This is a genomic window from uncultured Psychromonas sp., from assembly GCF_947489755.1.
GTDB lineage: Bacteria > Pseudomonadota > Gammaproteobacteria > Enterobacterales > Psychromonadaceae > Psychromonas.
The window spans coordinates 84,824-97,619 of the sequence record NZ_CANLFB010000004.1; the positions used below are offsets into that span (position 1 = coordinate 84,824).

The 12,796-nt window shown below is 34.9% G+C and carries 12 protein-coding genes; 4 read left to right on the top strand and 8 right to left on the bottom strand.

The features are described 5' to 3' along the window. The first annotated feature begins 28 nt into the window (after nt 1–28). A complete protein-coding gene (locus Q0794_RS03430) occupies nt 29–340 on the top strand; it encodes a hypothetical protein (protein ID WP_298940136.1) in 312 nt (103 codons plus the stop codon). A 33-nt stretch (nt 341–373) separates the two neighbouring features. On the opposite strand, the gene Q0794_RS03435 is transcribed toward Q0794_RS03430, so the two are convergent. The 8 genes from Q0794_RS03435 to Q0794_RS03470 all read right to left on the bottom strand — a co-directional run bounded on the left by Q0794_RS03435 (nt 374) and on the right by Q0794_RS03470 (nt 10,540). Next, nucleotides 374–778: a GNAT family N-acetyltransferase gene (locus Q0794_RS03435; RefSeq protein WP_298940137.1), complete on the bottom strand. Its 405-nt coding sequence runs from the start codon at nt 776–778 to the stop codon at nt 374–376. A 101-nt stretch (nt 779–879) separates the two neighbouring features. Continuing rightward, nucleotides 880–1,188, bottom strand: a complete 309-nt coding sequence (locus Q0794_RS03440; protein ID WP_366522496.1) for a DUF2007 domain-containing protein — start codon at nt 1,186–1,188, stop codon at nt 880–882. 272 nt (nt 1,189–1,460) lie between these two features. Then, on the bottom strand, nt 1,461–1,937 hold the full coding sequence (locus Q0794_RS03445; protein ID WP_025562681.1) for an acyl-CoA thioesterase: 477 nt from the start codon (nt 1,935–1,937) through the stop codon (nt 1,461–1,463). Nucleotides 1,938–2,190: 253 nt separating this feature from the next. Continuing rightward, nucleotides 2,191–4,269: an EAL domain-containing protein gene (locus Q0794_RS03450; protein ID WP_298940138.1), complete on the bottom strand. Its 2,079-nt coding sequence runs from the start codon at nt 4,267–4,269 to the stop codon at nt 2,191–2,193. A 58-nt stretch (nt 4,270–4,327) separates the two neighbouring features. Beyond that, nucleotides 4,328–7,117, bottom strand: coding sequence for a response regulator (locus tag Q0794_RS03455; protein WP_298940139.1), 2,790 nt, complete (start codon nt 7,115–7,117; stop codon nt 4,328–4,330). 14 nt (nt 7,118–7,131) lie between these two features. Continuing rightward, nucleotides 7,132–7,668 (bottom strand): YfiR family protein, encoded by a 537-nt coding sequence (locus tag Q0794_RS03460; protein WP_298940140.1) that lies wholly within the window; start codon nt 7,666–7,668, stop codon nt 7,132–7,134. 22 nt (nt 7,669–7,690) lie between these two features. After that, nucleotides 7,691–9,721, bottom strand: a complete 2,031-nt coding sequence (locus Q0794_RS03465) for a TonB-dependent receptor (protein ID WP_298940141.1) — start codon at nt 9,719–9,721, stop codon at nt 7,691–7,693. Nucleotides 9,722–10,141: 420 nt separating this feature from the next. After that, nucleotides 10,142–10,540, bottom strand: a complete 399-nt coding sequence (locus Q0794_RS03470) for a helix-turn-helix domain-containing protein (protein WP_298940142.1) — start codon at nt 10,538–10,540, stop codon at nt 10,142–10,144. 105 nt (nt 10,541–10,645) lie between these two features. Between Q0794_RS03470 and Q0794_RS03475 the strand changes: the two genes are divergently transcribed. The 3 genes from Q0794_RS03475 (at nt 10,646) to Q0794_RS03485 (ending at nt 12,794) form a co-directional block, all read left to right on the top strand. After that, entirely contained in the window at nt 10,646–11,335 is a 690-nt protein-coding gene (locus tag Q0794_RS03475; protein ID WP_298940143.1) for a cation diffusion facilitator family transporter, read from the top strand. A 226-nt stretch (nt 11,336–11,561) separates the two neighbouring features. Further along, nucleotides 11,562–12,194 carry a glutathione S-transferase gene (locus Q0794_RS03480; RefSeq protein ID WP_298940144.1) on the top strand — a complete coding sequence of 211 codons (633 nt, stop codon included), beginning with the start codon at nt 11,562–11,564 and terminating at the stop codon, nt 12,192–12,194. Nucleotides 12,195–12,278: 84 nt separating this feature from the next. Beyond that, nucleotides 12,279–12,794, top strand: a complete 516-nt coding sequence (locus Q0794_RS03485) for a cytochrome b (RefSeq protein ID WP_298940145.1) — start codon at nt 12,279–12,281, stop codon at nt 12,792–12,794. Nucleotides 12,795–12,796 lie beyond the last annotated feature (2 nt).

Below are 12,796 nucleotides of genomic sequence, written 5' to 3' on the forward strand. Positions count from 1 at the left end.
CAATTAAAGTAACTAAATGAGAAAAACAATGACTCAACCTATTATCACTAAAAAGCAACTTGTTGATACCCTGACTCAGTGGAATCAAAAGAAAATTGATAACGCACAATTACAAGATTGGATGGTCACTCATTTTGATCCACCTGAAACATTGATTGGCGAAGATGAAGAAGAACTGGTCCAAGAAGCCATGCACATTATTATGAATGAGTATGAATTAGCTAAACTGGATAAGTTTAAAGAAGAAGGTTATGAATTTGCAATGAAGTTTCTAGCATGTAAAGAAGGAGATTTTGTGCAGCTAAGACATCAATTTATCCACCAAGGATTTAGTGATTAAGCCATTAAACGAGTTTAATAAAAGCTTATAAATTTATAAGCTTTTACACATTTTATAATAGGCAACATCACTCTTATAAAATAACTGCCCTGTCGTTTCAAAACCAAAACGTTGATAGAAACCTAACGCAGACTCTCTTGCATCAAACCATAAGTAATTAATCCCCTGTTGCTTTAAGTTATTAATGAGATGGTTGATCATAGTAGAACCAATGCCTTTGCCTTGAAAAGCATCTAGCGTAGCGAATTTTCTTAATCGAGCGGTATGATTATCGATATAAAGGGAGGCAACGCACACTATGTTTTGGTTATTCAGTACAGCAAAATGTAAAGCTTGCTCATCACCTTCCACTAGACAGAACTCAGGCGCTTTATGTGGCCATAAAACTTGATGACGAACTGGAATGGTATCTTGCCATTTTATTTCTACTACATTCAAAAGAAACCTATCGACTTATTATTTGAATTCAAGACTTGTGCACTTATTTTAATCTGATGATTAAGAAATATTAGGCATTCATTAAGGATGCAAATTGCATGCTACGGAGCTTCATTATTACAATGCCAGCAAACTTCAAAAGCGGGATCATTTTTCTCATTACAATGAGTACAAACCCAATCAGCTGCATTTGTTGATTGTTGAGATTGCTTTACTATCGCAGTAGCGGCATCTAAATCGTTGTCATCAAAAACCCAGATTTCAGGCCAACAATCAAACGCCGACGTTTCTCCCATCGCACCTTGTGAAAACTCATTTTTAATAAACACACTAATATCTTGTGCTTCGATGAGGTTCTTTATGTTACCGACAATAAAGTGATTTTCATGTGTATAAACTAATTTCATCATGACCTTCCGATTCTTTGTTCATTAATAGGTTATTGATTAACAGTTTATTCATTAACAGATTATTCATTAACAATTCAACATTTTATACTTACACAACTATTTATGTTTTAACACAGATATTAAGGGAGTTAATATGGTATTGCTAAAAGTAATGTTATGAGGTCAAGCTTGAATACTAAACGTTATTTGATTTGATGGCGTATAAAAAATCAAATTATTAATCATTGTTAGCCTTCAAAATAGTGAGTTAACTAACAATGATTTTAAAGAAATTAATCTACAAATATTTCCATTTCTTCGCCAATTTTCTTACGCATTTCCATCAGCTTCATTGCAGTATCATGTTGTTTAATATCTGCTTCTGTTTCAGGTATCCATTGTGGAACCAACTCTGACTGACCATTTTGGTCAACTGCTACCATGATAACAATACAATGTGTTGTGGTGCGTTTGTTCAGCGATTTAGGATCACAAGCATTCACTTCTAATGCAATATGCATTGACGATTTACCGGTATAAATGACTTTTGCTAGTACTTCTACCAAACTACCCACATGAATAGGTGCTACAAAACGTATGCCACCAGCATAAGCAGTAACACAATAACGACCACTCCAACCAGCTGCACAAGCATAGGCAGCAAGATCTATCCATTTCATCACAGCGCCGCCGTGAACCTTACCGCCAAAATTTACGTCTTGAGTTTCAGCTAAAAATCTAAGGGTTATGTCACGTTGCGGTTTTTTCATATTATTTCTCTAAATTCAGTATGGTTAGTAAATTTATCTGTTTAACAATAAGTTAGCAAATAATTAATTTTTTGTTAAAGGGTAATCAGTCATATATGACAAGTTATAGTGCGACTTTATAGATAGAGCACTCTAAGTAGTTAACACTCGATATGACCGTTAGTATTAATGAACAACAAATACAAAAACCGTTATCCATTAAGAGTTTGCCGTACACTCGAAAATTAAGTAAAGATTCTAAACCTTTTTAGATTTATTCCCATGTTTTCTTTTCTATTAAGCTTTGTATTTCAACGTAGGAAACAGGTTTGGAGTAATAATAGCCCTGTATAACTTCACAATGGTTATCACGTAAATAAATCAATTGCTCTATGGTTTCAACCCCTTCTGCGACTACCTGTAATTCTAGGTTTTTAGCTAAGCTGATAATAGATTTAATCATCGCAGTATCTTGTTTATTATTTGGGATATGATCAATGAATGACTTATCAATCTTTAAAGTGGAAATAGGCATACTCTTTAGTTGTGACAATGAAGAATAACCGGTTCCAAAATCATCAATTGATAATTTAATACCAATATTGGTTAAATCCGCTAATGTTTCTTTAATTGTATTTTCTTGGTTCGTGGGTATTAAATGCTCTTCGGTGATTTCCATTTCTAATTGGCTAGCATCTACGGCAGCACTGTTTAAAGTGTCAACAACGAATTCAGTAAACTCTTTACTGTATAACTGTCGGATAGAGACATTTACTGCAATCGATAAATGCCCACAAGCGGTATTCTGCCATGCCTTTAATTGGCGAATAGCCTCTCCAATAACCCACTTTCCTAATGCGATAATAAGACCTGTTTCCTCTGCAATTGGAATAAATTCAGAAGGACAAACAGGTGTCTCATTTTTCATAGGTAACCGAATCAAGGCTTCTACGCCTGTTATTAATTCAGTCTTACTGCATACCTTAGGTTGATATAAAAGAATGAAGTTATCTTCTTCAATAGCTTCCCGTAATTGATTCTCTATAGACCAGCGCTTAACGGTGCTTTCTGTTAGGTCATTAGAATAAAAGTAGACATTATCTTGTTCTAATTTTTTAGCTTGATACATTGCCGCGTCAGCATTTCTTAATAATTCACTTACCTCTCTGCCGTTATCAGGGTAAATGCTAATTCCAACACTGGCTCCAATATAAAGGCATTCATCATTAATAAAAAATGGGTCTTCAAAAAGCTTTTGAAAACGTTTAATAAATAAGGGTATTTGCTCTAAGTCATCGATTGAATCAAGCAGTATCGCAAATTCATCGCCACCAAACCGAGCCACGATATCAAATTTACGTATAACCGTACTGAAACGTAATGCAACTTCTTGTAATAGTAGGTCGCCGACTTCATGCCCGAGAGAATCGTTAACTTGTTTAAAACGGTTTAAATCAATAAATAAAAGTGCAACTTTACACTTGAGTCGATCAGCTCGTTGTATTGCCCCTTCTAATCTTTTATTAAATAACACTCTATTCGGAAGATTGGTTAATGCATCGTGATGAGCAATATGCACCAGTTTTTTCTGTGACTCTTTAAGTTCACTAATATCCTGCATGATCCCGGAAATAATGGGTGTGCCGGTTTTATTATCTTCTAGCAACTTACCTTGCAGTTTTAGATGTAAAAATTCATTTGTCGGTAGCTTAATTCTTACATCTAAATTAAATGCTAAACCATCATTAAATGCTTGTAATAAAACATTTTTGATATGAAATTTTTCAGAAGGATGAATCAAATCAAGTAAAAATGCTTTACCATTTTCAAATTTATAAGACGATAAAGAAAGCATTTTAGAGAGTTGCTTAGACAACAACAGGTACCCTTTATTATCTTCTAACTCCCAATACCCTAACCGTGCAATTGTTTGGGCATGTTCAAGTCGAGATTCACTCTTCTTTAATGATTTGAAATAATGACTATTGCGTAAAATATAACGTAAGTGATGACCAAATAAAGACCAATTAATAGGTTTTATCATAAAATCAGTAGCACCTAGACGGTATGCATACTCTATTGATTTTGTATCATCCATACCGGTAATCATGATAATTGGTACTCTTTGCCCTTCCTCTGATTCACGAATTAATTGACATACTTCAAAACCATTTAATTTGGGCAGATCAACATCTAATAAAATCAAGTCTGGTGTATGCTGATTAAATAAGACAACACCTTCAGCGCCATCTTTAGCTTCAACAACATCATAGGTGTCTGGAGATAAGACTTGGTTAATTAATAATCGAGTCATTTCATCATCATCGATCACTAATATTAATTTCTTATTCATAGAGTCCTCAATACTAAGACTAATATGTGCTTATAAGTCATTGAATTGTTGTTCATTATTATTGTTCATTATTTTTATCTTTAAAATATGAGATGACACGTTGAGATTCAGTTTCAATCTCATCAATCAACGCGGATATTAATGAATCAGCTTGAGAAATGATCGCTTGCTCTAAATTATTAGATAATTTGGCTAGTTGAAAAGCGCCCACATTTGCACTGCTAGATTTTAAAGTATGTGCTGCTTTTCTAATGCTTTCATGGTCTGATGCTATGCCCTTAAAAACAGATAAACTGTCCTTTAACGTATTCAAATAAAGTGTAATTACTTTATTCACTAACGCATCTGAATGGCCAGGTTGTAATGAGGCGATTTTATTCAATGCATCAGGGTCAACGGAGGCTGGTTTTTCACTCACCTGCTCCTCCACCGGGTTAATAACTTCATTTTTGCTATTTGTATCGTGTTGACGAGGAATACTTAACCAAGGTGTTAACTGGTCATAAAGTTGAACAACTGAAAAAGGTTTGCTTAAGTAACCGTCCATTCCTGATTGCAAACAACGTTGCATATCACCATCAATGGCATTGGCAGTTAAAGCAATGATGGTATTACCTTTAGGGATGATATTTTGCAATTCCAAGCGTCGAATAGTACGCGTTGCTTCTAACCCATCCATTTCAGGCATTTGCATGTCCATTAAAACCACATCATAGTTATTTTTTTTCACTAATTCGACTGCGATTAAACCATTGTCAGCAATGTCAACGTGTAACCCAAACGACTCAAGAATAATAACTGCCACCTCTTGATTGACAGGGTTATCTTCTGCAACAAGAATGCGATATGGATAATTAAAATGGTGATGTTGTGTGTTATTTTTTGAGTGTTCCTCTGAACGCGATGTATTCACTGTTAACCCTGTTATCGATTTTGTCAGCGATTGATACAGCTCTTTTTGTAAAACAGGTTTATTCAGAAAACAACTAATTTGATTTTCTTTCAATAACTCACTATCAGCAGTTACTGAACTAAGCATAATAATAACGGGCTGTTGCCAATGTGGGTTTTGACGGATTTTTCTTGCTAATTCAATCCCATCCATTTCAGGCATATGCATATCTAAAATAAGTAAATCATACGGATAGTTATTATCGTGAGCATCTTGTAATAAGTTTAATGCGATATGGCCACTATTCGCTAAATCACAGTTAGCCTTAACTTCATTTAACTGCTCTTTAATAATGATTCGGTTAGTTGCATTATCGTCAACCACCATTAATCGTTTATTTTGTAGCACTGAAAATTCTGGATGAAGTGTTTCAGCGTTTCCATTTAATAAAACATTTTCATTAATCGCAGGTTTCAATGAAATATCAAAAGAGAAAATACTACCGTGTGACTTTTCAGATTTAACCGATAACTTCCCTCCCATTAAATTTACTAACTGTTTAGCGATAGGTAAACCTAAACCTGAACCACCATATTTTCTGGTTGTTGAGCTATCTTCCTGTGCAAATGATTCAAAAATATAATTCATTTTACTATGCTCAATACCGATACCTGTATCGGTCACCGTAAAGTTTAATTGACCATTATCTATTTCAGTGACCCGCAAGATAACTTGCCCGTGCTCGGTGAATTTTAGGGCATTACTCAATAAGTTAGCTAATATTTGTCTAATTTTAAGCGGGTCTCCAATATAAAAATCATTAAAGTTTGGCGGAATAGACAATATTAATTCGATATTTTTTTTGTATGCCGTTTCTCCATACAAATTGCCAAACTCTTCTATCAGCGAACGTAAATTGAACTCTATGAGTTCAAGCTGCATTTTCCCAGATTCAATTTTAGAAAAGTCTAAAATGTCATTAATAATACCCAATAAATTAATACCAGATTGATGGGCTGTCTCGGTGAAACGTTTTTGACGATCATCAAGCTGGGTTGTCTGTAATAACTCAGTCATACCCAAAATACCATTCATCGGAGTACGAATTTCATGGCTCATTGTTGCTAAAAACTCACTTTTTGCTTTACTCGCGGCTTCCGCACTTTCCTTAGCGGCCACTAATTCTGCGGTTCGAAACGTAATTTTATCTTCTAACGAATCCTGATGCTCTTGAAGTGATTTATCTCTTTTCTCAACTTGCTCAAGCATTAAATTAAAACCATTCATTAATGCCCCTATTTCATCGGCGCGCTCCCCAGGTATACGTAATTGATAGTTTTTATGCTCAGAGACTGAATCAATCACTTTTGTTATTTCTAATAACGGACGAGAAATAATTCGTTGCATACGAATGGCAATCAACAAAGCCAATAGTGTTCCCAACACAAAAATAAAAGGAGCAATAACAAATTGATGCAATAGACGTTCATTTAACAAACTATAATCATCAACTAAGAATATGTAACCTAATGTTTTACCTTCATAGTTTATAGGTTCAAGCTGAATAAGCATGCCATTCATCCCCTCTTTCTGTAACTCAGCTAAAGACATTTGTAAGGATGCCGTTGATGCTGATTTTTGAAAAGAAGGCTGAATATATTCTGATATTATTTGTTTATCTTCGTCATAAATTCTAGCTAACACAATTTGTTTTTTTGCATTAAGACTTTCTAGACTCTCTGTAGCCGCCTCTTGATCTTTAAATAAAGCTGTTGCTGTATTGAGTGATGCCATCAATGTAGCTAAAGTTTTCAGCTCATTTTCAGAATCAAGGTGACTATAATGATGTTGAGCAAAATTCATAAAAACAATAATGACAACAGTGGCTAATACTCCAGGTAAAAAACCAATGGCAATCAATTGAGTCCGTAAAGAAAAGTGTTTAATTTTATTCACAAAGTTACCTTAAGTTAGTCTACTAACATTGAAAGCTTGAGTAATTTGGAGCTTAATATCAGTTTAGTGTTAGAAAGCTGTTGATTAGAAATTTGGAAGCGTAAGCGTTTATTTTCCCGCACTAAATTAACAAATCCACCTGAATCGAAAAAAGGACTTTCATCAGTAATAGTCAGTACTGTTTGTTGATCTATCTGGGAGAGTAGATAACGATAAACCCGACTATCTTCAGTACTAATATACAACGCATGACAATATTGAAAATCTTGATCCTTTTTGACTTCAATAACAGTAATTGGATGATCAATTATCTTTTTGTTTTCTAATCTTTTTAACTCTTTACTCACGCTGTCTTCACCATAAGAACATAATATAAAGGGGTCCTTGTCCCCTTTCCAAGTTGACTCTGGCCAACGTGTAAATTTAGCGATATTGTAAATATAAGCGACCTTTACAGCACTAGGGTTATTATCTTCAGACCAAGCGGGTGTTACGGCGCTCAGCACAAGAAGCAGGATGGCGTAATATTTAATAGAGAATCGACTTATCATATTCAGCTATCTCTACTGACCATTACCAATGATAGCGAGCATTAATCGCAATACTTCGTTCAATAATAGAGTCAGTACTTGATGATTCTGTAATAAACTGTTGTTTTTCATCATGTAATAAATGACGACCAATAACAGAGAAACCTAACGCTTTAGTTGCCTGCCAACCAATGCGCAGATCACTGTCAACACCATCAGAGATTGAATAGTTGCCACTGGTGCTATCCCATTTACGTTCTGATGTGTAATAAAGGCGTAAATCTAACTCTACGGAATCACTTAAATCAACACTCCCCCAAATAGAAGCTTGGTGTTCAAGTGAACGATCTGCCACTAAAGAAATAACCTCATTACTAAATGAATTTTCAGCGTTATCTTTTAATTTAATGTCTATAAAACTATATGAAAAACGTAAACGAGCATGACGAGTCATTTGCCAAGTCGCTAACCATTCAGTACCGTAACTGTATCCTTCTAAGTTATTATCAAGGTTAATGGGGATAACATAAAAAGTAGATCCATTCACATTTTTTATTTCTACATCGCCAATGTCATAACTTAGTAAATTATTATAAACGTTGTAAAAGGTAGTTATATCAAAGGATAAAGTAGAGGTAGGAAGCCAACGAAAACCAAGTTCATAGGCATTTAGTTCTTCAGATTGGAAATCATTATTACCCACAATTTGTAGTAAACCAGGTGTCGCTGTGGGATCAAATGCACTAGGCGGAATAACTTGTATATTAATTGTTGAATCACTTTCTACTTGAGAAGGAATTCTAACGGCACGTGAGATAGCCCCCCATAATGTGACTCTATTCGATGGTACCCAGCTTAGTCTTATATTAGGTTGAATTTCTGTACTACTATTTGTATTGCCTTCAATTTTAGTACCAAATGTTAATGACATATTTTGTTCTGGCAGCTCCCAAGTATCCTGAATAAATAAATTCCATATATCAAGGTTCTCAATTGAAGATGAGGTTGAGAAGTCAGCAGAACTTTCTATATCACTCTGACTCCAACGATACCCACCGCCCCAAATTAACTGATGGTTTTTAAAGGGAGTAAATTGGTGTTCTATTTCGATATTTAAAGTATTACGCGTTTCTTTAAGCTGGAGATCGTTGTGCTCATAGAAATCATAACTGGTACGAATATTTAACTCTGAGTCAATACTGGTTTTCATTCCCCAACGAGCGCCAATATTACCGCCTATGAGATCAACGTCACGACTCTGAATTTCTGCTATATAAGGGTCTTCAAAATCCGATACAGAGAATTGTTGTCGAAGATCGTGTTTGTAAATATCACCTTGTAGCGTTAACCATTGGTCATGATCTAGTGCGAGATCAAACCGTAATCCCGTTTGTAGATACTTTCCTTCATTATCTTGATCATGGCCTGACAGGTCTTTTGATTCTTCTAACTTCCTCGCATTAACATAAGCACGGAACTTAGTCTTTTCACTCAACTCTCCTCCTTGACTAGCGCCTATTCCCTGAGACTCATTACCCAAAGTGACAGAAAGTTCTCCTGCTTTTTTACCGGTGGCTTCTTTAGTAATGATATTAATGACTCCATTAACAGCATTAGTCCCCCATAATGTTGCACCAGGTCCTCGAATCACTTCAATACGCTTAATATCAGACATTAAGTAGTTCAAACTTTCCCAGTAAACACCTGATGAGGTAGGCGTATAAATACTGCGACCATCAATCATAACTAAGAGTTTATTGGCAAATCGTCCGTTGAACCCTCTAATGCTGACTGCCCATTTATTCGAATCGATTTTTGCAACATCAACGCCAGGTACTAAAAATAATGCTTCAGGAATACTAGTCGCACCAGTTCGACGAATCTCTTCTTCTGTAACAACATAAATCGCCGCTGCTGCTTCTGACAGTTTTTCATTTTTCTTACTAACTGAAGTGACTTCGATTTTCATTAACTCATCAAAATCAATATCCGTAAAATCTTGTTCACTATTATCAGCATAGCTATAAAATGGGAGCAACGTTAACGAGAGAGCTAAACATTTGATGTAATTCATACACTTCCTTTTGATGAATATTTCTCAATATAAGACTTTAAATATAGAGCGGTATAGAGATAAGTAAAATCGATACTGTCAATCTAGTTATCGATTTACTAAATGCTTATTTAATAGATTAAGATTTATCCTTTAAACAAAATCTATTCTGCACTGTTGTGAACTGTAGCGTTGAGACACAAACCCAAAATTAACCATAAAGTGGTACTTTAAAGGTTAATGTCTGATCAAGCAATAATATCTATTCTTTAATGAAAGATGGATTATTTAATAGGGAGTAGCTTCGTTATAGGCAGAGAGAAGAATGTTAGGTTAAATTTAGTGAGGTAATTTTTCGATTAATAAACATTTTGAAAGAGTAAAAAAGGCTTTAGCTATCTCTACGTTAATTATATTTTTAATTGTCTTCATTCAAAATATTTAACTAACTTCGTTCAAACTTTTTAAAACGAGGCAATCCTCAGTTTCATCAACATCACAACTATCTATCATTGTTAGTAGTTGTTGTTCTAGCGTTTTTAATTGCTCTATCTTATTTCTGACATCAGCTAAATGATGCTGAGCGACGTCGTGTGCCTGATGCGCATCGTGATGCTGGCAATCTTGTAAATGAATCAATTGTTTGATTTCATCAAGGCTAAAACCTAATGCACGACTATGTCTTATAAAATGTAAGCGTTGGCATTGTTGGCTGGTATAACGACGCTGATTACCTGCACTGCGTTGTGCTTTATCTAATAAACCAATCTCTTCATAATAGCGAATAGTCGGTACTTTACATTGCGTTTCTTTACTTAATTGACCAATTGAATACACCATTGACTACTTATCCTCGATTATTTTCAAAAAATGCTTGAACCTCTAGTTACTAGAGCTTGTATATTGTCACTATAAAGTAATTATTCAATAGAAAAGAGGTATTTTATGGCAGGTTGTTGTAACCACGAAGCAGATTTCACCGGTATGGACCCAATGTATAAACGTATTTTAATTATCGTTTTACTGATTAATGCCATTATGTTTTTTGTTGAAATGATTGCAGGTGTGAAGTCAAACTCACAAGCTTTGCAAGCTGATGCATTAGATTTCCTAGGCGATACACTCACCTACGGTATTAGCTTTTGGGCAATTGGCAAATCATTAACATTACGTAGTAACGTCGCTTTATTTAAAGGCTATAGCTTACTGCTAATGGCAATATATGTTTTATCCTCGACCTTATATAAGTTCTGGTTTATAGCAACGCCTGATGCTGGGATCATGGGTAGCATTGCAATATTAGCTTTTGCTGCCAATGTAGTGAGTGTACTACTGTTAATGAAATATAAAGATGGAGATGCCAATGTACGTTCAGTGTGGCTATGCAGTCGTAATGATGCCATTGGTAACTTAGTGGTGTTGATTGCGGCTTCCGGGGTATGGGTTACCGACAGTGCGTTACCTGACTTAATTGTAGCGGCATTTTTAGCCACACTTTTCTTAAGCTCTGCAAAACAGATTATTCAGCAAGCGAATCAAGAAAAGAAATTACAAGCATCACATGAACATGAACATGAACATGAACCACACAATGATAGCTGTGCTGTAAAATCGAAAGAGCACGATCATCAATAATATTAAGTTGATGCAGGTCTATCCACCCTACTTCAATTATTAACCACTCACTATTTACTCCCTATTCAGAGTGCATTCATTGAATAGGGATCCTCATTTATGCATGAATTTATAACCAGATCACTGAATTCAAACAGCTAATTAAAACATAAGTTTACAAAAAATTAACATGCACTTATTATCTTAATTTGCCACAATCAATTATCTTTTTTTGAAAGGCTTATTTATGTTACCTATTTTATATTCATTTCGACGTTGTCCTTATGCAATGCGTGCAAGACTCGCGATTGCCATTAGTGAACAAGAAGTGCGATTAAGAGAAATAGTATTAAAGCACAAGCCGGCTGAACTATTAGCCATTTCACCAAATAAAACCATTCCAGTACTACAAATAAATAATCAAGATGTATTAGATGAAAGTTTAGAAATAATGGTATGGGCTTTAAGCAAGAATGATCCACAATATTGGCTTAACGATTCGTTACCAGAGATGTTGTCTCTTATCGACAATAATGATTATGAATTTAAATCTTGGTTGGATAAATATAAGTACGCTGATAGATTTCCAGAATATGATCAAGCCTATTATCGAGATCAAGCAGAAGATTTCTTAATGATATTGGAATCTCGTTTACAAAAACAAACTTATTTATTTGCAAATCATATCACTTTAGCGGATACGGCTATTTTCCCTTTTATTCGACAATTTGCTAGTGTAGATAAAAAGTGGTTTGAACAAAGTCCCTATTTACGAGTCCAAGAATGGTTAACGGAATTAGTCAATGGTGACCTGTTTATAAACTGTATGAAGAAATATCCAACCTGGCTTGAGTCAGGCGAAGACATTTTATTCCCTTAACCAAATGTTAACTTTAATTTCATTATGTTATTAAATCGAACGCTAAAAAGTAATCATTAATAAGTTTTAATCATGGAAGAAATAATGACTAAATATAATTCAACAGCAAAATCATTTCATTGGTTATCAGCCATTTTAGTTATTGGGTTATTTGCAGCCGGATATTGGATGGTCGATCTTAGTTATTATAGTGAATGGTATCAAACTGCACCGTACTGGCATAAGTCAGTGGGGTTATGCTTTGTAGCGATCACACTAGCAAGGTTGATATGGAAACTTCTATCAACGGCACCACCGATAGAAGGCGCTGCTTTTGAAAAGAAAGCAGCTAGTTATGCACATTATTTTATCTATATTTTGCTATTTACTATGTTTTTATCTGGTTATTTAATATCAACGGCGGATGGCCGCGGCATTGAAGTCTTTAATTGGTTTGAAGTACCTGGGTTAGGTTCTTTTATTGAAAACCAAGAAGATCTTGCAGGACAAGTTCACGAGTATGCCGCTTATGTATTAATCGGATTATCAAGCTTACATGCGCTTGCAGCGTTGAAACATCATTTTATCAATAAAGATAATACGCTTAAAAAAATGCTTTAAAT